Genomic DNA, 23,330 nt, shown 5'->3' with positions numbered 1-23,330 from the left:
TGCCTAAGTGACGATTCTCGACATTTTCAATGTGCTGAAAAAGCATCTCATCACCGCTGTGATCACGCTGGTGGTTGTGGTGGCGGCAATGGCCGGTTACACCTTTACACGCACCACGCAGTACACGGCCACGGCCGAATTGTTGGCCACGTACCGTACCTCCGCGGGATCCGGTGAGACGGGAAGCTCAGGCAACGCAGGCGAGCTGAGTTCCGGTGCGAACTACATCAACAGCCAGATTCAGACGTATCCACAGCTGGTGAAGACCGAATCCGTGCTTCAGCCGGTGATTGACGATTTGGGACTTAACGCCACGGTGAGCGATCTCGCCCAAGGTGTCACCGCATCGAACCCGGACGGCACCATGCTGGTGGACATCTCGGTGAAGAACCCCGACCCGAAGATGGCCTCGAACATCGCCAACGCGGTCGCCGAAAGCCTGAAGAAGCAGGTGACGTCCACCCTGTACACCGATGAGGGCGATAAGATCGTCTCCCCGGTGAACCTGACCGTGGTTCAGCAAGCGTATACGCCGGCCTCGCCCAGCTCTCCGAACATTCCCCGCAATCTTGCTGCCGGCGTGGCCTGCGGCATCATCCTGGGCATCGTGGCCGCGCTGATCAAGGACCTGCTGGACACCCGCGTTCGCCTTGATACCGATGTCACCAACATCGTGGAGGCGCCGGTGCTCGGCACCCTGAGCCGTGATGAGGCATACGCGGGCAAGACCCCGGTCATCATCGCCAAGCCGGCTTCCCGTGAGGCCGAGGAGGTGCGTCGTCTGCGTACCAACCTCACGTTCGCGCTGCCAGACGGTCCCCAGTCCAATGTGATCGTGGTGACCTCCGCCGGTCCGTCCGAAGGCAAGACCACGCTGTGCGTCAACCTCGCTACCGCCTTCGCCGAAAACGACGGCAAAGTGCTGCTCATCGATGCCGATGTGCGTAACCCGTCCGTCAGCGACAAGCTCGGCATCGAAGGCAATGTGGGTCTGACCCATCTCATCACCAACCAGGTCTCCTCGCAGGACGCCATCCAACGCTACTGGAAGCAGAACCTGCACGTGCTGCCGGCCGGCACCCAGACCATGAACCCGAGCATCCTGCTCAACTCCCGTGCCATGAAGGCCCTCATCGACCAGGTCTCCAGCGCTTACGACTACGTGATTGTGGACACCGCCCCGATGCAGGTTGCCAACGACGCCGCCGTGTTCGCCAAGGAAGGCCCCGAACTGCTGCTTGTGGCCGGCCTCGGTATCACCGAGAAGAACATGCTCCGACAGACCGCCCAGGAACTGGAAACACTCGACATCCACGCTGCCGGTGTGGCCATCAACTACGCCGACCAGGACAAGTCCCACAAGTCCGGTTACTACTACTATTACGGCGAAGGCAAGTCGGAGCGTGGCAAGAAGCATGGCGGCAAAGGCGCGAAGCAGCGCGACGCCGAGGATCGCTGAAGGCGCCTCCTCAATACCGTAAGCCCCCTGCCGGAGTCATCGGAACAGTGCGATACCGGCATGACCTTTCCCACGATGATTCAGTTAAAGAAAGAGGTTCACGTATGACTGAACGCGAGTCCCTGAATATCGCCGTGGCCGGCACCGGCTATGTGGGCCTGAGCCTGAGCGTGCTGCTGGCCCAGCACCACAAGGTCACGGCTGTGGACATCGTCCCCGAGAAAGTGGACATGATCAACGCCCGCAAGTCGCCGATCCAGGACGATTACATCGAGCGGTTCTTCGCGGAAGAGGAGCTGGACCTCACCGCCACGCTCGACGGCGAGAAAGCCTATGCCGATGCGGATTTCGTGATTATCGCCGCCCCGACCAATTACGACAGCAAGCGGAACTTCTTCGACACCTCCGCCGTGGAATCCGTCATCGATCTGGTCATGAAGGTCAATCCGAACGCGATCATGGTCATCAAATCCACGATTCCTGTGGGCTACACGAAGTCCATCCGTGAGAAGACCGGTTCCAGGAACATCATCTTCAGCCCGGAATTCCTGCGCGAATCCAAGGCCCTGTATGACAATCTCTACCCGAGCCGCATCGTGGTGGGCACGGATCCCGAAGATGAACGTCTGGTGGAAGCGGCCCATACGTTCGCCGGTCTCCTGCAGGAAGGCGCCATCGAGCAGGACATCGAGACCCTGATCATGGGCTTCACCGAAGCGGAGGCCGTGAAGCTGTTCGCCAACACCTATCTGGCGCTGCGCGTCTCCTACTTCAACGAACTGGACACGTACGCGGAATCCAAGGGCCTGAACACCCGCGAGATCATCGACGGCGTCTGCCTGGACCCCCGCATCGGCACGCACTACAACAACCCGAGCTTCGGATACGGCGGCTACTGCCTACCCAAGGACACCAAGCAGCTGCTCGCCAACTATCAGGACGTTCCGGAGAACCTCATCGAGGCCATTGTGGAGTCTAACCGCACCCGCAAGGACTTCATCGCGGATAGCGTGCTCAATAGGGCCGGATACTACGGATACAGCGAGAACAACGAATACGATGCCGCCGACGAGAAGCCGGTGACCGTGGGCGTGTACCGACTGACCATGAAAGCCAACTCGGATAACTTCCGTCAGTCCGCCATTCAGGGCGTGATGAAGCGCGTCAAGGCCAAGGGCGCGACCGTCATCATCTACGAGCCGACGCTGGAAAACGGCAGCACGTTCTTCGGCAGCGAAGTGGTCAATGACCTCGATGAATTCAAGAGGCGCAGCGACTCGGTGCTCGCCAACCGCTACGACGCCTGCCTCGATGACATCGAGGACAAGGTCTACACCCGCGATCTGTTCCGCAGGGACTGAATCGGCGCGTCTGTCCGCCTGTCCGGATTATCCGACTGCTGTCATTGATCGGAGACCAACGACTATGAGCAGAAAATCACCGAAACTCTGCTTCGCGGCGTCCTCGGGAGGCCACTACGAGCAGCTGATGATGCTGAAACCTTTGATGGAGCGGTACGACAGCTTCGTCCTGACCGAGAAGACTCAGTACCAGGCCAAAGCACAGGGTAGGAAGACCTACTACGTGGGCCAGATCAACCGCAAGGAAAAGACGGTGCTGCTCAAGCTGGTGCTCAACGGCTTCCGTTGCTTGGGCATCATCATCAAGGAACGCCCCGATGTGATCATCTGCACCGGAGTACTCGCCATGCTGCCCATGTGCCTGCTGATGAAACTCTTCGGCAAGAAGCTCATCTACATCGAATCCTTCGCCAAAGTGACCTCCGCCACCGAATCCGGCAAACTGCTGTACCGGTTCGCCGACCAGTTCTACGTGCAATGGGAGAGCATGAAGGACATCTATCCGAACGCCATCTGCCTGGGCAGCATCTACTAGGAAGGGAGCCGAGCAATGATCTTCATTACCCTGGGATCCCAGAAATTCCAGTTCGACCGACTCCTCAAGGCGGTGGATGAGCTGGTGGCCTCCGGCGTGATCACGGAACCGGTATTCGCCCAGAGCGGCTACAGCGACTATCAGCCGAAGCATTACGAGTTCAAGCAGTTCCTCGACCGCGACGAATTCGGCGTGCAGATGAGCAAGGCCGATATCGTCATCACGCATGGCGGTACCGGAGCAATCATCGGTGCGGTGAAAAAGGGTAAGAAGGTGATTGCCGTGCCGCGCCTCGCCAAATACGGCGAGCATGTGGACGACCACCAGCTGCAGCTCATCAAGGAATTCAAGCAGATGGGCATCATCTGCGCTTGCGACGACTGCTCCCAGCTCGTCGACGCCTTAGCGGAGGTGAAGAACACCACGTATCGGCCGTTCGAATCCAATACGCAGACCATCATCGATTCGATTGATGGATTCGTGCGCTCGCAGGTGATGGGGAAACTTCGGGAGCCTGGGCATGAGGGACAGGTACAGCGACTGCGTGTGCTGATGGTCGGCAACGATTCGTCCGTCAAGGGTGGCATCACCAGCGTCATCAGCCAGCTGATGGGCCATGATTGGGCCGCTGACGGCGTGACTATGAAGTTCATTCCCACGTATATCGCTGCCAATCCGGTCAGGAAGATGCTGTTCTTCGCGAAGGCCCTGCGCCGCATCCGTGCGCTGCTGGCCAATCCGCAGACACGACCGGACGTGGTGCACATTCACATGTCCTACAAGGGCAGCTTCGTGCGCAAGCAGCAGGTGCACGGGCTTTGCCGCAAGTACGGGGTTCCGGATGTGCTGCATATGCACGGATCCGAGTTCGCCAAATGGTATGGCGGCTGCAAGCCGTCACAGCAGGAGCCGGTTCGCCGTATGCTGCGCGAGGCTTCGGCAGTGATTGTGCTGGGCGAGCAGTGGCATGAGCATATCAGGGCCATCGAGCCGGACGCGAATATCGTGGTGATAAGCAACGCCGTGCATATTCCATCCGATGTGACGCACTGGCCGGTGGCCGGTGAGCCATTCCGTGTGCTGTTCATGGGTGTGCTCATCGAACGCAAGGGTGTGGCCGATCTGCTGGATGCAGTCGCCTTGCTGCGTGATTCCGGGCGTCTTGGCAATATGCGCGTGGTGATCGCCGGCAACGGCGCCCAGGAAGACGAGCTGAAGGTTAAGGCCGGGGAGCTTGGGTTGCTGGGCGATGTGGCCGGCGCCGCTGCCGATGCCGGGATGCCGGTTGTGGAGTTCGCCGGCTGGACCGACGGCGAGAAGAAGCGTGCGCTGTTCGAGCAATGCCAGACTTTGGTGCTGCCATCCTATAACGAAGGGCTTCCGGTGGCCGTGCTGGAAGCCATCGCGCATGGCATGCCCGTGGTCGCCACCAACGTGGGAGACATGGCCGCCGCCGTGCATGACGGTGAAAACGGCTACCTGATCGAGCCGGGCGATACGCATGCGCTTGCCGATGTGCTGGCGAAGATCGCCACTGAACGCAATCATTATGAGGATATGTCCCAAGCGTCCCGAGCGCTCGCCGAACGCGAGTTCAGCGACGCGGAGTACTTCCGCACCATCGGCGCGGTATACCGACAGGCGGTAGGTGCGTGATGAAGAAGCTGAGCAAGTACTTCGAGTTCGCAACCACGCTGCTGAAACAGACCATACAGGAGCGTAAGTTCCGTTATAAGACGACGGTGCTGAAATACATGTATCAGCCATACAAAAGCTCAGACCGTCTCTTGGTCGTATTCAGTGCATGCACTCGTGCGGGCATTCCGGCGCGTTACAACTACATGCGCACCTTGAAGGATATTCCGGTTAATAAACTGTTCATCCTCGATGACTTCGGTGAGGACCGTCGAGGCGGGTATTATCTTGGCGCTTATCCTGAGTTCGAGATGGAACAGGCCACCAAGGCACTCATTGATTCGTTCCTCAAGCGTCCGGAAATCAAGAAGGTCTGTTTCGGTGGCTCTTCGAAGGGTGGCTGGGCGGCGCTGAACTTCGGCGTGCAGTACGCCGGTCGTGGCGTGGGCGCCGAGATTATCGCGGGTGCCCCTCAGTTCTGGCTGGGCCGGTATCTGACCGCACCTGCCAACGAGATGACGTTGCGCGGCATCGAAAACGGACGTGACCGTGATGAGGTGGTGCAGGCCCTTGATGCGCATCTTCGTGACAATATCCGGACCAATGCGGATACGACCGGTCAGAAGGTATTCATCCATTATTCGACCGAGGAACATACATATACGGATCACATTCGCGATCTTCTCGAGCTGCTGCACAAGGAGCGATACACGGTTGTCGAGGACGTGCAATCGTATCGGGAGCATGGCGATGTGAGCCTGTATTTCCCGAAGTTCTTCACTTCTTCAGTTGATGCGATTCTCGTGAAATAGTTAAGGCGGACAGGTGTTTTTTGACAGAAAGTTGACCAAACTTCGAATCAAACGATGGATTCGTCAAGGCGCGACCATCGGAACGAATTTCCAGCTTGAACGCGGTTCGTTCCTGGACTCCTCGTTTCCCTGGCTTATTACCATTGGAGACAATGTCACGCTAGCTCCGGATGTTCTGGTGTTGTGCCATGACGGCAGCACAAAGAAGGCGATCGGCTACTCCAAGGTGGGCACTGTCGTGATTGGGAACAACGTGTTCATCGGGGCGAAAAGCATCATTCTTCCGAACACCACCATTGGCAGCAATGTGGTTATCGGAGCGGGGAGCATTGTCGGTGGGGTTATTCCTTCGAATACGGTAGTGGCCGGTGCCCCGGCGAGAGTGCTTCAGAGCTATGAAGAGTTCAAGTCCAAGAATGATGCACGCATGGAGTCCGGTCATACCTTTGATGTCTCGTATACGAACAGGGGTGGCGTGACTCCGGAACGCAAGGATGAGATGCGTCGGATCCTTGATGAAGAGACGCACGGCTATATCGTGTGAGAGGAAACATGATGAGTGAGAACCCGCTAATCAGCGTCGTCATCCCGGTGTACAACGTCGAAAAGTACTTGCAGCAGTGCGTCGATAGTGTGCTGGAACAGACTTACGAACATCTTGAGATCATCCTGGTGGACGACGGTTCGACGGATTCGTCCGGTGAGATGTGCGACCGCATGGCTACGCTGGATGACCGCATCCGCGTGGTGCACAAGCGGAACGCCGGCCTCGGCATGGCACGGAACAGCGGCTTGGACGTTGCGTCGGGACAATACGTGATGTTTCTTGATTCCGATGACTTTGTAGATTCACGCATGGTGGAGGAGCTGTACGCGCAGCTGAGGAAGACGGGTGCCGACACCAGCTACTGCGGTTACAACGAATACTACGGTGAAGGCAAAGTCAATCCACGGCCGGCGGCATATGATAACCGTACGTTCCGCGGAACCGACATCATCAACCATGTTCTGCTTGAGATGATTGCAAGTAAGCCGGAGGTTAGCATGGAGGCACTGCTATCCATGTCGGTTTGGCATGCGTTGTATTCGATGGATTTGATTCGCGGATATCAGATTCGTTTCCCTTCCGAACGTGAATTTATCTCGGAGGACATTATCTTTGACATTGCTTACCTGCAACGTGCCTCTTGCATCACCTATATAGCCGAGCCATTGCACTTCTACCGATATACCAACAGCGCTTCGCTTACGCATTCTTTCGACGATCGGTTTCTTGAGCGTCAGAAGTCTCAGTATGTCCGCATGGATGAGGATTTGAAGGCAATATGCAGTTCTGATACATATCGCGACCGATTGGATCGATATTTCCTGGGACGTGTTCGTCACTTTATCGGCATGGTAATCGCTTATGGACGAACCCATAAGGAATATGATGCACATGAGGAAGTTCGTCATATTATTGCTGACACGGAAGTACGCAAGGTCATTGCGCGGTATCCGTATCGTTGTAATCCATTCCAATTGAGAATGATGAATATGTGTATTGCTCATCGTTGGGTATGGGCGGCGATGGCGTTGGTCTCCTTAAAACAATTGAAGAGAAATCGTCGGTTTTGATCGTACTTATGGATAATTATTGAGGTGAAGCTATGCATATTCCTAATAGGAAGGAATTGCGCAGGATTCTCTCCGAAGAGAGAGCATTATATCTGGGCCGTCGTGGACGGTATCAGGAGATATTGCGTTTTCTAAAGGCGCATCCGGATTATTATTCGTGGAAATACGCTCGGCGCATGCGCATCACTTGTTTTTATTATGGTAAGCGCAAGAACAACCCGTACTATGCGTTGATGTATCTGCTCAGCTCTCGCCGGATGAATATGCTGGGACGGAAACTGGGCATAGAGGCCGGTGAGAATGTTTTTGACGAGGGGCTCGTCATCTACCATACGCAAGGAATCGTGATCAACGGCAATGCGCGGGTGGGAAAGAATTGCCGGCTTTATGGTAACAATTGCATCGGTAATGATGGCATACATGCGGCGTGTCCAATCATTGGTGATGGCGTCCGGATTTGCGTAGGAGCGAAAGTGATTGGTGACGTGCATATCGCCAACCATGTGGTTGTTGCCGCGGGAGCTGTTGTGGTGAAATCATGCGATGTTGAGCATGCGGTGCTGGCGGGGATTCCTGCTAAGGTCATCGCTATCGAAGAACAATCGAAGCGGTTTTTGGATTGAAGATGAAGTTACGCAAAACTAGCCGATCGTGGGCCAACTTCAATGTGGAACAGCTGAAGAAACTGTTCCAGCCTTCATCACGGCAAGCGGCATGGGTGCTGTGCGCGCAGGCGTATTTCTTCTTCTCATATGCGTTCGTGTACACATTTGGCCTGCCGAGGGTGTTGCTGTACATTAATGATGCTCTGAACGTCTTAATTTTTGTCTTCGCGCTTTATGAACGTAAGACGACGGCCAAATACACCAGCCTGATTATCGGTCTCATGGTGCTGTACTGTTCCTTCGGTGCCGTAGGCGGCATATTGAACGCCGAGAAGCCATTGGCATTGATATGGGGATACAGGAACATAGTGCGGTATTTCATGTATTTCTACACCTGCATCGTGTTCCTGAAAAAGTCCGATCTCGACATCGTGCTGCGTGTGGTGTCTGCGGTGTTCTGGATGTCGGTGCCACTATGCGCCGCGGAGAAATTCCTAGTGCAGTATCCGGAAGGAACGATTGTCGGTGACATGGTAGGGGGCGTGTTCTGGAATTTCTCCGGTAGCAATTTGCCATTGAATGTCGTTATATGTTTGTATATGATTTTAATTACTTCGAGGTATTTCGATAAGGAAATTACTACACGCTTCTTTGTGATAACGTTGGCGGCAGCAACCTTCATGGCAGCGACCGCGGAATTGAAAGTTTATTTCGCAGAGATGGTGATAATCCTGGTTGCGGCATTGATTGGAAAGAAACTATCGTTGCGCAGTATGGTCGTGCTAATTCTGGGAGCTGTTGCCTTGATGGCAGCCTCTTCTTATTTTATTCTGCTGAATGCAGGGAATTCTACGACATATGCCAATAGTTACAGCCTGCAGGGATATCTTGACTATGCAACACGAGACACTGGCTATGATGGTACTGGTGATTTGAATCGATTTACAGGAATTGGCACCGTTGCTGATATTATTTTTCATAATGAGCCGTTGTCCTTGTTATTCGGTATCGGTCTAGGCAATGCTGACTACACCAATTTCTTCAGCACTTCTTTCTATTCCCAGCATTATTCATTGCATTATCAGTGGTTCCACGCCATTTGGATGTTTATTGAAAATGGCTATGTGGGTGTGATTTTGTATATAGCGATTATCGTCATTGCTTGGTGTGCATGTTCGAAATATATTCCTATTGGCAGAACTCGAACCATGGTGCAGGTAACTTGCATTCTCATGGTGGTGTTCTTTTTCTACAACATCACACTCAGGATGGAGCCAACGGGATATCTGCTGATGTTGATTATGTCGATTCCTTATATCTATGCAATGAACAGTTCCATTAACCAACGTAATACTAATACACGAAAGGCTATTCGATGATTCCCAAAGTCATTCACTACTGCTGGTTTGGCGGTGCTCCACTACCCGAGAAGGAGCGTCGTTGCATGGAAAGCTGGAAGAAATTCGCCCCGGATTATGAGATTATCCAGTGGGACGAGTCCAACTATGATGTGCATAAGAACCGTTACATGGCTGATGCCTATGATCGTAAAAAGTGGGGATTTGTTCCTGACTATGCGCGATTCGACATCATTTATACGCACGGTGGCATTTACCTCGATACAGATGTGGAACTGATGAAGCCGCTTGACGATCTGTTGAAGAACAAAGCCTACATGGGCTTTGAAAGTGGCGAATGGATCAATGGTGGTATCGGCTTCGGCGCTGAGGCTGGTAATTCTCTGATCAAGGGGCTGCGAGATATGTATGATGAGTTGTCTTTCGTGGATGAACAAGGAGAGCTCAACCTCACTCCGAGTCCTCAGTACATTACTGATTTTCTAGTGAATCATGGTCTATTGCAGAACAACACGATGCAGGTTCTTGAGGGAGAAATGAGGATTTACCCGACGGATTATTTCGCCGCCAAAGATTATGAGACTGGCAAAGTTCATATGACCGTCAATACCGTCAGCATTCATCAGTATTCCGGGACTTGGCAATCTCCTAAGAAGAAAGTTGCGCGCACCATTAAACGGCTGGTGGGCGAGCAGGCTTTCAATAAGTTGGTTGCAATCAAGAAATCTGTCAAGAAGTAATACTGGATATGGCTTGAGAGGATGTCATGGGACTTAAACAGTTGATACGGCGCATGGTGCTTGGGGTAAAGGCGGATCCTCAGACCTATGCGTCCTATTTGCGTAAAAAAGGAGTTGAGATAGGGGAGCGGACTACTTTTTTCTCGCCTACAACTAACACTGTTGATCTGACCCGTCCATGGTTACTGAAAATTGGCGATGACGTGCAGATCACCAATGGAGTCACCATACTTACCCATGGTTATGACTGGTCCGTGTTGAAAGGTGTCTATGGTGAGGTATTGTGTTCCTCGGGCAAGGTCACTATTGGCAACAATGTATTTATTGGCATGCATACGACCATTCTCAAAGGCGTCACCATTGGTGACAACGTGATTATTGGTGCAAACAGTCTTGTGAATGCCGATATCCCCAGCAATTGTGTTGCCGTGGGGAGTCCTGTTCGTGTCATCTCAACCTTGGAAGAGTACAAGAGCAAGCGAGAGAAGCGTCAATACGAAGAGGCCGCTGAACTGGTTCGTGAGTATCGCAAGGAGTACGGCCGAGATCCTGGTGCGAAGGAACTACATGAGTTATTTTGGTTATTCTGCAATGATCTGGGACAGCTGGAAGAACCATGGATTGAGATGATGAAATTGGTCGGCAATGAGTCCGTGTCCAATGAATGTCTGTGTCGGAACAAACCTATGTTTGGCAGCATGGCGGAGTTTCTTGCCAGCGTGAAGTAGCGTTCCATGGTGCTTTCTAACCGGGACTATGAGGAAACCATGACTAAGAAGATCTGCTTTCTTAACGGCGTGATTGCCCACTCCGGTGGCACGGAGCGCGTAGGTATCATGATTGCCAATGCGCTCGCGCAGCGTGGATATGATGTGACCATCTTGAGCTTCTGGGACTATGGACAACCATTTTTCCCTGTCGATGAGCGGGTGAAGGTTGACTATTTGCTCAAGCCGTCCTCCGAGGGGAAGCTGTACCGTACGTTCGTTTATCCAGTATGGAAACTGCGTCGTTATATCAAGAGCCATAGTTTCGATGTGCTCATTGACATTGATTCAGCACTCGCTTATTGGACCACGTGGGCTCTCCGTGGATTGTCGTGTCATCACATTGTCTGGGATCACTTCAACTATGTGCATGCACAATCGGAGCGCAAGCGGATTAGAGCGATTCAGTTGACCAAGCGGTATGCCGATAAGTTGGTGCTGCTCACACAGCAGGACCGCAGGATGTATCTTGACGCGGAGTTCCCTGAAGAGAAACTGCAGGTTATCAATAATCCCTCACCGTTTGAAGATGCAACCCCTTCACCCCGTACTGAGCACACGGTGCTTGCTGTTGGTCGTCTCACTGAACAGAAAGGATTTGACCGTCTCATTGCCGTATGGTCGCGCATCGAGGACCGTGCAGGCGACTGGCAGCTGGTCATCGTGGGCTCTGGTGAGTTGGAAAGCGGACTAAAACAGCAAGTCAGTGATTTCGGACTCGGCAATGTCCGGTTTGTACCTGCTACGTCCGACATCGAGCAGTGGTATGACAAGGCGTCTATTTACGCGATGACTTCACGGTTCGAGGGATTCCCTATGGTGTTGTTGGAAGCCATGGCAAAGGGATTGCCGATTGTGGCTTATGACTGTCTGACTGGGCCCAGTGAACTGGTGGATGATGATGTGAATGGTCATCTGGTACAGGACGGCGATGAGGAACGTTTTGCGGAAAACCTGTTGTCTCTTATGTGGAATCGACAATTGCAGGATCGGTATTCGTACAGTGCTCTGCGGTTGATTGAAGATTTTTCCGTCGATGCCATCGCCAGCCAGTGGGAGGAGCTGATCAATGGTCTCGGATAATGGTGTTTTCCTTTCGTTCGTTATTCCCGTCTACAATGCAGAGAAAACCGTTCGTCAGTGTCTTGACAGCATTGTGGCACAGATGAACACGGTAGATGAACCATATGAAATAATCTGCGTGGATGACGGTTCCACGGATGCTTCACCGCATATCTTGGATGATTATGCCGTCAAGTACGAGGAGCTATCGGTGGTCCATGCCGCCAATGGAGGTCCTTCCCAAGCTAGGGAATATGGAGTGGCTCTCGCCCAGGGCAAGTACATCGCCTTTGCAGACAGTGATGACTACTATCGAGATGATTCGTTGAGCGGCATCGTTCGCGAGGTGAAGGCGAATGATGGTATCGGGATGTATATTTTCGGATACTGCGAACGCAATGAACCGGACGGAGCGCTGACGGAGCATAAGACCATAACGTCTGCGGGGAAACGACAGTCCACGCATGATTTTCTCAAGACGTATGCGGTGCCGGAACATACCTCATTGCTGAACTTCCTCTTCAATAAGGTGTACCGCGCGGATGTGGCGAAAAGTGCGCATTTCGACCATGACGTGGTCTTGGGAGAGGATGCTCTGTACAACTATGCCTGCTATGCGGTTTGTCCTGAAGTGTATGTGGGCGGCCAGACGGCCTATGTGTACGAGAACTACTCGGCTCATTCTTTGTCTCGTGGCCGTTCGCTTGATGAAGTCTGGGCAGCCTACAAGACAATCGTGCAAGGTATTGCCCCCGTGCTGGAACAATATGGCCTTGGTATGCAAGCGCAATCGTTGCATGCTGTGTACCTCATCGGTGTGATTCATGAATATCTGCGCAAGCCGATGGTGACACCACAAGACCGCCATGTTGCGGCTGCCATACTGAGGGACAGCTTCAACCGAAAGTTGCTTCTCTCCGTGAGGGGACGTATGGGAACATTCGATTCTCTGCTATTGCGTTGTGCGCGACGAGGATGGGGACAATTGGGCTTACTGCTTTGCGACATGAAACGACTGAGGAAACTGTTCTAATGAAGCAGAATCTAGCGGAACGAGTGATTGTTGCGACGAACTGCTGGTAACTCCAATGATCAACGATGTGAGTTGCTGAAGTTAAGAAGACCAATAACCGGAGAAAACTGATGAAAACGATGCTGATGATTCCTCCCCAATTCCTGCCTGTGCCGGCGGTACGCGGTGGCGCCGTCGAGGAACTATGCACGCGGCTCATTGAAGGCAACGAGACGAGCCCGCGGTATGACATCACTGTGCTGTCCAAGCCGGATGATGCTCTTGAAGGCGCTCGGTACTGTCATACGAACATTGTGCCGATTCAAGCAACCCGTATTCATCGTGTGCTTGCGCGCATCATCAATAAGATTGTCTTCCTCACGCATCGTGGACAGTATGTGACGCCCGAGGCACTGAAGATTCTTGTGCTCGTTCTGCGTGGCAGGCATGACGTCATTCTTGTAGAGAACGATATGCTTGCGTGCAACATGATTAGTGGGTTCAAGTGGCTCAAGAAGCGAGTCCGCCTGATCTACCACATGCATAACGATTATGACGGGTCAAGCAAAACGCCGGCCCTGGTTCGCGACATCATGCCTCATGTTGATGTGTTTCTTGTAATCAGCGAGTACCTGCGCTCGCAGGTTGTTAGTGCCGAAGCCGTTGATATGTCCGATAAGGTCAAGGTATTGGACAATGCCATTGATATCAAGGCGTTCAAGCAAGGCGGAGATCGTGAACGGTGGCGTCGTGAGTTCGGCATCGATTCGAGGGACATGACGTTCGTGTATTCGGGACGAATCACGCCGGAGAAAGGCGTACGGGAGCTCATCGAAGCATACATTCGCATGGCCAATGCGAGCGATTGCTCGACTAAGTTGTTGATCGTTGGCAAGTCATGGTTCGGTACTGACGATGTTGACCCATATGCCGAGGAACTCAAGGCGTTGAGTGCGGGCCGGGATGACATCATCTTCACCGGCTTTGTTCAGCACGAGGACATGCCGGGTGTACTTTCCGCCGCCGATGTGGCAGTCATCCCCTCCCGTTGGAAGGAACCGTTCGGTCTGGTCGTGCTTGAGGCGATGGCTGCAGGACTGGCGATTATCGCGACCCGATCCGGAGCTATTCCGGAGATTGTGTCCAATGAGTCGGCTTTCCTCATCAACAATGAGGATGACACTATCGTCGACGACTTGGCAGCGGCGATGCATACGGCTCTCGATTCGGAAAAGCGTATGCAGAAGATTCATGATGCGCAATTGACGCTTACGCAACATCCCGAATACGACGTCCATGGTTACTTCGACCGTTTCTGCGATTTGATTGATGAGAGGAAGTGAACGCATGCGTATTCTCTTGGTGAATCAAGGCCATACCGACAATCTGGGAGACCGTGCCATAGCGCAAGTCATGGCGACAGTGGTGAAAAAAGCCACCGGCGCCGATACCGTTGTCATGCCGTTCATTCCGGATGAGCAACCCACTTCCCTTGCAGACATGCGGACGGAAGTTCAGCCCGTAGCGTCCACGCCTGATGAATTGCCATGGCTGCGCCGAACCGTCTGGCGGACGAAGCGGTTCATCCGCGATATGAAAAGCGAGCCCGTACAGGAACGATACACACGGTTGATTCGTGAGAGACTTGACGCGGAGGGACATTTTGATGCTGCCATCATCGGTGGTGGCGAATTGGTCAAAGGGAATGGACATCCGTTCTTCCATAGCCTGCAGGCCTGGATCGATGCGCTTGCTGAGCGGTCGTGCCCTGTGGCAGTGATGGGCGTCAGTTCGGACGCACGATTCACGGGCAAGGAGACTGCCGCATTGCGTGAGGCCTTCGCCAAATGCGCCACTGTTCTGGTGAGAGACGAGCAGACGCTCGCAGTCATGCATGATATTTTGCGCGTTGACGCTGCCTATGCGCCGGACGTGGTTTTTGCTTACCGATATCTTCAGTCCTGCCTTCCTTTGGGACAGCGTCACGGTGAAGGCGACGTGGCCCGACGGATGCGTGGCGCATGCGTGTATGCCTATCAGGAACTCAGCGTTGAGAAGAAGCGCCAATATACGCGAAATGAATACTACGAAATGTGGTATCGGCTCATCCGGAAGCAGATTTCGGACGATGAAAAAGACAGTGCGGGGGACGCGAACCTCAAATTGCTATACACTACATACACTGACTACTGCGAATCAGCACGTTTCCGTGAATGGTTGTTTACTGAGAAGAATAAGCGGGCAATTCTGGCCGAAATCGATTCCATCGATGATTACGTTGACGAATTGGCTGATTGCCGAAGCCTGGTTTCCGGGCGCATGCATGCAATGATTCTCGCGCTGCAGTACGGAATCGAAGTTGATGCTGTGCCGATTAAAACCAAGCTCGCAGTTTTCAAGGAAGAGTGGGAACGTCGGCAATTCGTTTGGAATCAAGATGGTAAGGATATTGCCGATGCATACTCGCGAGCGATTCGTGACATGATTAGCCGATAACTCATGGCGTGAGTGGCGGATGGAAGCGGAAAGGGCGCGATGGTGAGTCGTTCCACGTCCGTCCGCCACTTGTTGACCGCTACTTTTTGCGGATGGGCAGTTTGGCAAGCACGGATGCTCGCTCGCTGCGATTGAAGATCACAAAGAAGTTGATTGCCAGTGCGATCACTGAGCAGACCATGCCTGCGATGATGAGCTGAATCCAGCCATGCACCTCGAATACGGAACGGTACAGCAGGCATGCTGCCACCATGGTGATGGTGCATGCCGAGCTTAGGGCGATGGCCTTATAGAACGTATGCCAGGGTAGGTTCAGGCAGCGTGCGGCGTAAATCGGTTGGAAGCCAACGTAATACAACAACTGCGTCGTCATGCCCACGATAGGTACTGTCCACACGCCCAGGTCCGTGAACGTGAGCAACGTGACGACAAGGGCCAGGTTAATGATGCCGACGCCGAGCAGCACGAGTGCCGGAACCCGTAATTTGTTGGTCGTGATGTACACGTTGACGATCACGCTGATGATGCTGGAAGCGATTAGCGGAAACAGCGTCAGCAGAGACAGTGATTGCAGTAGCTTGTTGTCCTGCGTGGGAACCCAGGCCTCGAAGAATCCGTCACCAAACACCATAAGGAAGCCAATCGGGATAGTGGCAAGGAAGCCCATCACACGTACGGAGAACAGTACCTCTTTGAGTAGCTCGTCCTTCTTGCCCTGCGCGTACAGGATATTGATGTTGGGCACGAAGACCTTCACCAGAATGGCGATGAGCTGGTTGAGGAAGTTGGGGACTGTCTTGACCAATGCGTAAATGCCGCTTGTCGCCGCACCCAGGAACAGATTGGTAATAAGCACATCAAGCGTGTTCAGCAATGTGGTGCTCAGGCTGTTGACCGAATTCCAGATACCCGAAGAAAGCAGTTTCTTGATGGATTGGAAGCTGAAACTCTGCGCATTGATTTTGATTTCCGGCATTAGCTTTCGCTTGTAATGCAGGTTCGCAGCGCAATTGTAGATGGTGACGATCAGTACCGTGCCGGTGATGAAGTAGATTTTCGCGGGCAATAGCACGAACAGGGCAATCAGCGCGATAGCACGGATAATGTTGCCTTCGATATTGCGCCGGGCTTCAAGATCAAGCCGGTTCTTGACGTAATAGACGCATCCGAACGATGCGAAGACCAGATTAATGAGTGTGCCGAGGAAAGCAAATGCGAAAGCAAGTTGTACGTCGGCGATAAGGCGAACGGGAATACTGAGCAAGTCAGAGGCAAAGAACACGACAAGTCCGAATGGGATCGACAGTATAATCGCGAGGACGGTGTCGGCGATAAGCGCTGAATTGAAATACTTGGTCGCCACATCATTATTGCCCTTAGTATCTTCCATGAGCACGAATCGGGCGACCATTGAGTCAAAGGCCGTGGTAATGATACTGGCGAAGCCTGCAATGTTGAACGAAAGCGTAACGAATCCATATGCTTCGCTACCGAGCTGCTTGACGATATACGGTGTCAGGAAGAAATTGACACCAAACTGGACGCAAAAAGCGACGATATTCGCAACCATATTGATTGCCAATTGTTTTTTGGTGGCTTTGGCCATAGACACCTCTGTTGAAGTCGGAGCAAAACAAACTCATGAGATATGGATTGTTCGAGATGCTGTCGTTGTAATCTGATTAATGTGCGAAAGTAACATAGGCCCAAGTCTGGATTGCAAGGGTATGTTACCTGGTTTAGGATTTCTTTTGCATATATTAGGTGCTTATGCAAGGGGAATGCATCTAATCTTCTTGTTGTGAGAAAACGAGTTATGATATATGAGATTCCTTATCGTAGATTATGTTTTATGGAATGCAAGAAGAAATATGGATTTCATGTCAGTAAGCTATACTGCAATTGACAACAAATCCATATTAAGATTATTTTTTATTCAAAATAGAAGTTATAGTTTTGTGGTTTATATCTTTGTATATGACACATATTTTGGAAGTCTCTATATGATTCCAACCTAGTGCCGATAGGAAAAATATAAAAGGTAGAAATTGAATTATATATCGTGATCGTCCGGCTTCGAAGAGCAGTAAGAATGTATATCCACCTAAAATTGTCAGCATGATCCAGGCCTCTAACGCTATTGTATGCAAGTTTTCTTTTTTCTTATAAAGAGCAAAAGCGCAGGATAGCATTCCGAATATGGTTATAATATAAATCATTTGCATAATGATTTCATAGATTTGATGTGAATCTTCTCCATCAGTAAGAAAATTTTGTATGTAAACTAGAGGAATAACATTGTATTTATAGATTGGATTGTTTTTTCCAATCCCTATCCATCCTGTGCCTTTTTGTTCGTTAAGAACTGTGAGATAGGAGTTATCGGAAAAAGTTCCATCAGCAGTATTATAATAGCTTTTTTTTAAAAGGAAAGAAAGGTATCCGCCGGGTCCATAACTATTTAATCGTTGTTGGATAACAGACAAGTTATATTGTTTCTTTTCTTCGATGGTCGATCGTGCTGTAGTCTGCTTGTAGTCATAGGTGTTGTAGCGTCCATGATCTTTCATGCCCATCATAATATAGTGGGTCATAGGAACAGATTGGTTTTCATTGTAATTAAAAATAGTGTGTTCGATGGCGTGCAGTGGAACTAAGATAATTCCAAATCCAATGATAATTGAAAGCAGTGATGGTATGAAATAAGTGATAATCTGTTTACCTAGATGCAAAAAGAACCAGATGATGAGAAATGCTATCAGGGGTATTACTGATGATGGTTTCATCGAGTATGCAAAACATGATGCTATGCCAATTAGTATAAAGTGAGTTAAAAAAATAATAATTGTTTTGGGGTCTAACGGATAGGGATGTCGCGTCAGTTTTTCTTTGAGAGAATGAATTATAAGGGATAGAAGCCACATTGTTGGGATTAAACTAAACGTATCGGTATACGGGATTATAACCCATGTTGAGCAACCGAGTAGTAATACCATAAGAAGATAAGCATATTTTGATGCATATTCAGAAACTGGTTTAATTATTTTCTTCATAAGCAGTATTGAAATATCAACTGTTGCGATATTGATTAGTTGCATAAAAAAAGCAACCATTGTAACTGCTTGTGCTTCATTCATAGTAAATTTATCATCAAGTATTACAGAAAGTATTTTTGCTGGGATATACTCAATAAGATATAAGAATGCGTTATTGGGGTAAGTTGAGAGATAGCTATCATATATGCCGGGGTGTGCTATAGCATTTACAACGCTTGTTTGTGCAGTTCGTGCATCATATCGTAAATGAGCAGGAATGTAACAAATTATAATGATAAACTGCCAGCAAAGCATTACAATAAAAACCGATTTTGGATGAAATGCTAAAAATCGGATGAGTGATAGTATTTTTATTCTGATTTTAGCTGAAAAGAGAATGACAGTAGCTAGTCCAATTAAAGCTATAATAGTCAATGCTCCGAAATTCGTGAGAATGCGATGCTGTTCGATAACAGAATTACTAGTATTCAGTGTTGTTTCAATTGGATCAGCGGATACAATAGTGCCAAAATAGGAGATGCTGCAATATAGCCACCATATGAATACAGAAGACATAAATGCGAAGAGAATAATGGATAGTTTCCTGCCAATTGCATCAGAAATTTGTTCTTGTTTGTTGTTTTTGTAGGTTTGGTGTTTGTTACCGAGCATGATACATCCGCTTATTCTGTTTTGATTGACGCCTGGATTTCATATCACAATTGCTATGAAATATATCAATTGTTGCATTCTGGAGTGGTGTCGCTGATGATATAACGGGGACGATGTTTGGTTTCGAGATATATCTTACCGATGTATTCTCCTATGATGCCTAGACTAAGAAGTTGTACCCCACCTATGAAACAAACGATGCAGATCATAGAAGCCCAACCTGATACGGTGTTGCCGATAATTGCTGAAACTAATGCCCAAATTACACCAATAAAACTGACAAGACTGACGATTCCCCCAAAATTCATAATAATTCTGATTGGCTTGATGCTCAAACTGGTGATGCCGTTAAATGCGAGTGAGAGCATCTTTTTTAAAGGATAGTGGGATTCCCCAGCGAAGCGTGCGTGCCTCTCGTATTCGATGGTCGTTGAAGGAAAACCTACCAAGGGGAATAGGCCGCGCAGGAATAGATGTACCTCAGGGAAAGAACTGAGGGCATCAAGCACTCGTCGGGAGGTTAACCGGTAGTCAGCATGATTGTAGACGATTTCTGCGCCTAGAATATTGAGCAGCTTGTAAAAGCTCTCAGCGGTGAATCGTTTGAAGAAAGTGTCGGTGGCGCGACTAGAACGGACGCCATAAACAATGTCGTATCCTTCGTGGTATTTATCTACCATTAGATCCATTGCATCAAAGTCATCTTGTCCATCGCAATCGATGCTAATGGTTATGTCGCTCTTATCCCTAGCCTCCATGAGGCCGGCGAGTACTGCGTTTTGGTGACCTCGATTGCGTGACTGCCGAATACCTTGATATCGAGGATCTTGGGCATTTAGCTCTGTGATGATTCGCCATGTGCTATCCTTACTTCCGTCGTCTATGAAAAGGATTCGCGAATCTGCTCTGATTGCATGTCGATTTGACATTTCTTCGATTTTGGCAAGGAAACGGGGAGCTGTGACTGGTAGCACTTGTTCTTCGTTAAAACAGGGAACTACTATGAACAATCGGGGTGGCTTGGAGGGGGTGTGCATTGTCCGTACTTCTTCTCTCATCAATTGCGTGCACTCTGTATAAGAGTGTCTCTCTATGATACATCCCCCCTAAGTATAAGTACCTAGGGGGGTGATGTAGTGCTTGCTTAATGACTCTTTCGGGTCTCTTCTACCATGTGAGACGCAACGTTACGAATCACATTGGATTTGCAAGTCAAACAATGTGGTATCAAATAAATACTTGATAGCTGGTCTGTTATCACGCTGTAAAGTTAAATGCCTGAGATATTATCCATGTCGAATGAGGGTTTTCCAAAGTTCTTTCATTCGGATTCCTAATCTGTATTAAAGATGAGGGGGATTCTGTTTTAGTTAGCGCATCTTACGTTGCTGAGGTAGGCTGCTCTAGCTTTTGCTATTGAGCAGTAGTCCTTTTTTGTTAAGGGGTTGATGATTTATGTCATTGTGATATATCAGCTGCGGTACTTCCTTTGAGTTCCGACTTTGGAATGACGGTGGAATAGCAATGCTCACAATTCGTCATGCTCCACACAAAAAGCGGAATGGCGACGAAGGTGTAGCCCTCGAATTGGAGGTAGAGGTAGGCGAGCAGGACGAGCCAGCAGATGGTGAGTTTGGTCCACGGGCGGGGCGTACCTGGCGCTGTGGTGATGCGACTGTTGTTGGATTGATCGTTGGCGATCGTGTTGTGGGAGTAGCGGACGGAAACGGGAGTGGTCGTGCCGGACTGGGAGCCCGAACCGCACGTGACGAATCGCAGCGTAACGGCCAGGAACGCGATGAATCCAATCATCCCGAATTCGGTGATGAAGCTGGTGTAGGCGCTCATGGTCCAGGCGGTGTCCGGGGTGATGCTCGCGTACCAGTTGGTCGCTGTATGTGGGTCGGTGCCCAAGAGCGTCAGCATGCGTGCGGCGTTCGTCGAGCCTGCGTGCATGGCGTCGGCGATATTGCCGGCACCGAAACCGGTCAGTGCGGTCCATGGATGTTCCAAGATGCCGCCCAGCGGGCCCAATGACTGGTAAATGCGCCCGAAGAAGGATCCGTCGCCGGTGATGCCGTGCGTCATGATGGATCGCAGGCGCGGTACCACAACGCAGCATACGGCTCCGGCTGCGGCCATCACGCCCAGCAGTAGCGTTCCTTTTCTACGTTGCGCGGCGTCGCTCCAGCGGAGTTCGACAATAATGACCACGATCAGCGCCACCAGCGAATCCAGCACGATGCGTACGCCGGCACCTATCGCCACACTGCCGGCGGCGAACGCCATGATCAGGTGCTTGAGTCGCTTGGCGTATACGGAATCGCGCGGTCGTATCAGCCAGAACAATGGTAGTAGCACGCCGAATAGATGCATGCCGATGTAGCTCGGCTCGGCGAACAGGAATTGCGGACGTGCATGGTCGCCCGCCCAGTGCGCGCCGGTCTCCACGTACGAACGCGCCATCAGTTGGCTGAAGTAGCCCTGTGCATTGGCCAATCCGGCGCGGATCGCCAGCCACTGCGCCACGCCCACGGCGAATGCGAACCAGTAGGCGGCGATGATGATGCGTATTGACTCCTGCCAGCTCAGATGCTTGCGGCAGAACGCAATATCCAGCGCGACTATTGACATCGGCACCGCAATCACGCCTGACAGCGACATGAGCACTGCGTTCGCGTGGAATCCGAACGCCATCCAGCCTGGAATGGACAGGGCGATCAGTGCGATTGGCAACGCCATGAGTGGGGTGTATGTGCGGGCGGATTGCCGCAGCAACTTCGGATTCAACAGACAGTAGACCACCAGAAGCCACGGGCTGATCGGCGTCCAAAACGGCTGGTAGAAGCCGATGACCGTGCCGTCGACCGGCAGCGTGGGCAATGCCAGCGCAAACAGATAATCCGTGCGGTCCCGCGGTGTGAACAAGCGCGGCGGCAGAAGGGGATCGGTCATCATGTCATACGCCTTCCTGTAGGTCTCGCAGATGCTATTAGCTTTTCTGCTAAATGTGATCTTCGAAAATGTGGGTGCAAATCGTTGTTACGCTTTCCGGATTGGTGTTAAACCATTCGGAGCCTGGCGCATCTGGAAGTTGCCTCCCTTGTAATTTAAGAATGCCGTGGATTGTTGTTTCCAGTGTTGAAGAATCGTCGGTCTTGATAACGAGTGCAACATGAGGGGCTTCGGGGAAACAGGTCCGTGACTGGCCATAAATACGAGATAAAGGATCCGTGTCGGTGCGTCCGATTTTACATGGCCAATACGTTTTGCCAGCGCGTGCGGCCTTCTCTCGATATGCGTCAAAATAATAAAGATAGACAGCAGCATTCCCCTGTCCTATTACCTGATCAGCCAGCGTCATGCTGGTGTCTGTATCTGTGGCGCTGTTTTCGGTGTTGGAGAACGCGGGAATGCTCTCTGGCTGTGTAAGACTTTCTTGATTGTCCAGAGTCCAGTACCCGTAGTTCACATTGGTAAGGCCTTGTCCTTTGAGATACGATGCTGCTTTTTTGAAGACTCCTGGGCCAGAGAAGTGATCTAGCGAACCGCCGTGTTCCTGGTGGTATTGGCGTACCTCTTCAATCGCCTGTTCGCGCTTAAAGCGTTTGCCGTTAAAAAGAAGGAGGAGTATTTCAGCGAAAATCGATGGTTGCAGTGGGACGTCGATGTAACGGTATTCTCCGGCTTCAGTGTAGAGATTCGATGAGCTTAGTTTATCCATCAGTGATACCTCCTTGTTGATGTGACGATATCAGTATAAGACCAAAAGGATATAAAGGATTACATAAAAGGTATAAGTGGCATCAAGGGTATTTCTGGAAGGGTTAAAGGAGTGGATGGGTTGTAGGAGACGTTTCCTTCGGGCTGGGTGAAGCTATTGCGACACGCAAGGGTGGAATTGCGATTTGCGTTTTGCGGAAGAGTGTGTATGATATGTGACTTGTGCGCGAGAGCAATCTTGTGTGCGGATATTCCTGCGTAGCTCAGTTGGCAGAGCATCCGACTGTTAATCGGACGGTCACTGGTTCAAGCCCAGTCGCAGGAGCTTCACTCCAGCTGGGTGACTGGTTGGATTGATAATTGAATATTCCTGCGTAGCTCAGTTGGCAGAGCATCCGACTGTTAATCGGACGGTCACTGGTTCAAGCCCAGTCGCAGGAG

20 protein-coding genes and 2 tRNA genes are annotated in these 23,330 nt (G+C 51.1%); 17 read left to right on the top strand and 5 right to left on the bottom strand.

Going from position 1 to position 23,330, the window contains the following annotated elements:
• Nucleotides 1-7: 7 nt before the first annotated feature.
• The 15 genes from DF196_RS08745 to DF196_RS08675 all read left to right on the top strand — a co-directional run bounded on the left by DF196_RS08745 (nt 8) and on the right by DF196_RS08675 (nt 15,459).
• Nucleotides 8-1,459 carry a tyrosine-protein kinase domain-containing protein gene (locus tag DF196_RS08745; RefSeq protein WP_109057461.1) on the top strand — a complete coding sequence of 484 codons (1,452 nt, stop codon included), beginning with the start codon at nt 8-10 and terminating at the stop codon, nt 1,457-1,459.
• 122 nt (nt 1,460-1,581) lie between these two features.
• Nucleotides 1,582-2,820 carry a nucleotide sugar dehydrogenase gene (locus DF196_RS08740; protein WP_109057497.1) on the top strand — a complete coding sequence of 413 codons (1,239 nt, stop codon included), beginning with the start codon at nt 1,582-1,584 and terminating at the stop codon, nt 2,818-2,820.
• A gap of 64 nt (nt 2,821-2,884) precedes the next feature.
• Nucleotides 2,885-3,355: a PssD/Cps14F family polysaccharide biosynthesis glycosyltransferase gene (pssD, locus tag DF196_RS08735; RefSeq protein ID WP_109057460.1), complete on the top strand. Its 471-nt coding sequence runs from the start codon at nt 2,885-2,887 to the stop codon at nt 3,353-3,355.
• 15 nt (nt 3,356-3,370) lie between these two features.
• Nucleotides 3,371-5,011, top strand: coding sequence for a PssE/Cps14G family polysaccharide biosynthesis glycosyltransferase (gene pssE, locus DF196_RS08730; RefSeq protein WP_109057459.1), 1,641 nt, complete (start codon nt 3,371-3,373; stop codon nt 5,009-5,011).
• Nucleotides 5,011-5,802 (top strand): hypothetical protein, encoded by a 792-nt coding sequence (locus DF196_RS08725; protein WP_109057458.1) that lies wholly within the window; start codon nt 5,011-5,013, stop codon nt 5,800-5,802. The genes pssE and DF196_RS08725 overlap by 1 nt, the downstream gene beginning before the upstream one ends.
• Nucleotides 5,803-5,815: 13 nt before the next feature.
• Entirely contained in the window at nt 5,816-6,346 is a 531-nt protein-coding gene (locus DF196_RS08720; RefSeq protein WP_206603793.1) for an acyltransferase, read from the top strand.
• 8 nt (nt 6,347-6,354) lie between these two features.
• A complete protein-coding gene (locus DF196_RS08715) occupies nt 6,355-7,419 on the top strand; it encodes a glycosyltransferase family 2 protein (protein WP_109057457.1) in 1,065 nt (354 codons plus the stop codon).
• A 32-nt stretch (nt 7,420-7,451) separates the two neighbouring features.
• The gene (locus tag DF196_RS08710) at nt 7,452-8,042 is read left to right on the top strand and encodes an LbetaH domain-containing protein (RefSeq protein WP_109057456.1); all 591 of its coding nucleotides are present in this window, start codon (nt 7,452-7,454) and stop codon (nt 8,040-8,042) included.
• Nucleotides 8,043-8,086: 44 nt separating this feature from the next.
• A complete protein-coding gene (locus DF196_RS08705; protein ID WP_146194743.1) occupies nt 8,087-9,403 on the top strand; it encodes a 3-phosphoshikimate 1-carboxyvinyltransferase in 1,317 nt (438 codons plus the stop codon).
• A complete protein-coding gene (locus DF196_RS08700) occupies nt 9,400-10,122 on the top strand; it encodes a glycosyltransferase family 32 protein (RefSeq protein ID WP_109057454.1) in 723 nt (240 codons plus the stop codon). The genes DF196_RS08705 and DF196_RS08700 overlap by 4 nt, the downstream gene beginning before the upstream one ends.
• 26 nt (nt 10,123-10,148) lie before the next feature.
• The gene (locus DF196_RS13930; RefSeq protein ID WP_241519662.1) at nt 10,149-10,850 is read left to right on the top strand and encodes an acyltransferase; all 702 of its coding nucleotides are present in this window, start codon (nt 10,149-10,151) and stop codon (nt 10,848-10,850) included.
• Nucleotides 10,851-10,889: 39 nt separating this feature from the next.
• Entirely contained in the window at nt 10,890-11,972 is a 1,083-nt protein-coding gene (locus tag DF196_RS08690) for a glycosyltransferase family 4 protein (RefSeq protein ID WP_158276305.1), read from the top strand.
• Nucleotides 11,959-12,984 carry a glycosyltransferase family 2 protein gene (locus tag DF196_RS08685; RefSeq protein WP_109057452.1) on the top strand — a complete coding sequence of 342 codons (1,026 nt, stop codon included), beginning with the start codon at nt 11,959-11,961 and terminating at the stop codon, nt 12,982-12,984. The genes DF196_RS08690 and DF196_RS08685 overlap by 14 nt, the downstream gene beginning before the upstream one ends.
• Nucleotides 12,985-13,094: 110 nt before the next feature.
• Nucleotides 13,095-14,306 (top strand): glycosyltransferase family 4 protein, encoded by a 1,212-nt coding sequence (locus DF196_RS08680; RefSeq protein ID WP_109057451.1) that lies wholly within the window; start codon nt 13,095-13,097, stop codon nt 14,304-14,306.
• A 4-nt stretch (nt 14,307-14,310) separates the two neighbouring features.
• On the top strand, nt 14,311-15,459 hold the full coding sequence (locus tag DF196_RS08675; protein ID WP_158276304.1) for a polysaccharide pyruvyl transferase family protein: 1,149 nt from the start codon (nt 14,311-14,313) through the stop codon (nt 15,457-15,459).
• 79 nt (nt 15,460-15,538) lie between these two features.
• Here DF196_RS08675 and DF196_RS08670 read toward each other — a convergent pair whose 3' ends face one another.
• From DF196_RS08670 to DF196_RS08655, 5 genes are all read right to left on the bottom strand, one after another.
• Nucleotides 15,539-17,065 (bottom strand): oligosaccharide flippase family protein, encoded by a 1,527-nt coding sequence (locus tag DF196_RS08670; protein WP_109057449.1) that lies wholly within the window; start codon nt 17,063-17,065, stop codon nt 15,539-15,541.
• A gap of 319 nt (nt 17,066-17,384) precedes the next feature.
• Nucleotides 17,385-19,166 (bottom strand): glycosyltransferase family protein, encoded by a 1,782-nt coding sequence (locus DF196_RS13290; RefSeq protein ID WP_146194742.1) that lies wholly within the window; start codon nt 19,164-19,166, stop codon nt 17,385-17,387.
• Nucleotides 19,167-19,231: 65 nt separating this feature from the next.
• Entirely contained in the window at nt 19,232-20,203 is a 972-nt protein-coding gene (locus DF196_RS08665) for a glycosyltransferase family 2 protein (protein WP_109057448.1), read from the bottom strand.
• Between the two features lie 421 nt (nt 20,204-20,624).
• Nucleotides 20,625-22,124, bottom strand: a complete 1,500-nt coding sequence (locus tag DF196_RS08660; protein ID WP_109057447.1) for a hypothetical protein — start codon at nt 22,122-22,124, stop codon at nt 20,625-20,627.
• 46 nt (nt 22,125-22,170) lie between these two features.
• A complete protein-coding gene (locus DF196_RS08655) occupies nt 22,171-22,890 on the bottom strand; it encodes a GIY-YIG nuclease family protein (RefSeq protein WP_109057446.1) in 720 nt (239 codons plus the stop codon).
• Between the two features lie 251 nt (nt 22,891-23,141).
• Here DF196_RS08655 and DF196_RS08650 point away from each other — a divergent pair.
• Nucleotides 23,142-23,214: transfer RNA gene (locus tag DF196_RS08650), tRNA-Asn, on the top strand.
• Nucleotides 23,215-23,257: 43 nt separating this feature from the next.
• Nucleotides 23,258-23,330 (top strand) — tRNA-Asn (locus DF196_RS08645).

The sequence above is a fragment of the Bifidobacterium callitrichidarum genome, assembly GCF_003129905.1.
In the GTDB taxonomy this organism is placed as follows: domain Bacteria; phylum Actinomycetota; class Actinomycetes; order Actinomycetales; family Bifidobacteriaceae; genus Bifidobacterium; species Bifidobacterium callitrichidarum.
The sequence above is the reverse complement of the archived record's forward strand: the minus strand, read 5'-3'. Positions and strand labels throughout refer to the sequence as shown.

Bases quoted from the DNA above. Each gene is read 5' to 3' on its own strand.
- pssD (WP_109057460.1), top strand. From the start codon at position 2,885: ATGAGCAGAAAATCACCGAAACTCTGCTTCGCGGCGTCCTCGGGAGGC.
- pssE (WP_109057459.1), top strand. From the start codon at position 3,371: ATGATCTTCATTACCCTGGGATCCCAGAAATTCCAGTTCGACCGACTC.
- DF196_RS08725 (WP_109057458.1), top strand. From the start codon at position 5,011: ATGAAGAAGCTGAGCAAGTACTTCGAGTTCGCAACCACGCTGCTGAAA.
- DF196_RS08715 (WP_109057457.1), top strand. From the start codon at position 6,355: ATGATGAGTGAGAACCCGCTAATCAGCGTCGTCATCCCGGTGTACAAC.
- DF196_RS08710 (WP_109057456.1), top strand. From the start codon at position 7,452: ATGCATATTCCTAATAGGAAGGAATTGCGCAGGATTCTCTCCGAAGAG.
- DF196_RS08700 (WP_109057454.1), top strand. From the start codon at position 9,400: ATGATTCCCAAAGTCATTCACTACTGCTGGTTTGGCGGTGCTCCACTA.
- DF196_RS13930 (WP_241519662.1), top strand. From the start codon at position 10,149: ATGGGACTTAAACAGTTGATACGGCGCATGGTGCTTGGGGTAAAGGCG.
- DF196_RS08690 (WP_158276305.1), top strand. From the start codon at position 10,890: ATGACTAAGAAGATCTGCTTTCTTAACGGCGTGATTGCCCACTCCGGT.
- DF196_RS08685 (WP_109057452.1), top strand. From the start codon at position 11,959: ATGGTCTCGGATAATGGTGTTTTCCTTTCGTTCGTTATTCCCGTCTAC.
- DF196_RS08680 (WP_109057451.1), top strand. From the start codon at position 13,095: ATGAAAACGATGCTGATGATTCCTCCCCAATTCCTGCCTGTGCCGGCG.
- DF196_RS08675 (WP_158276304.1), top strand. From the start codon at position 14,311: ATGCGTATTCTCTTGGTGAATCAAGGCCATACCGACAATCTGGGAGAC.
- DF196_RS08670 (WP_109057449.1), bottom strand. From the start codon at position 17,065: ATGGCCAAAGCCACCAAAAAACAATTGGCAATCAATATGGTTGCGAAT.
- DF196_RS13290 (WP_146194742.1), bottom strand. From the start codon at position 19,166: ATGCTCGGTAACAAACACCAAACCTACAAAAACAACAAACAAGAACAA.
- DF196_RS08665 (WP_109057448.1), bottom strand. From the start codon at position 20,203: ATGCACACCCCCTCCAAGCCACCCCGATTGTTCATAGTAGTTCCCTGT.
- DF196_RS08660 (WP_109057447.1), bottom strand. From the start codon at position 22,124: ATGATGACCGATCCCCTTCTGCCGCCGCGCTTGTTCACACCGCGGGAC.
- DF196_RS08655 (WP_109057446.1), bottom strand. From the start codon at position 22,890: ATGGATAAACTAAGCTCATCGAATCTCTACACTGAAGCCGGAGAATAC.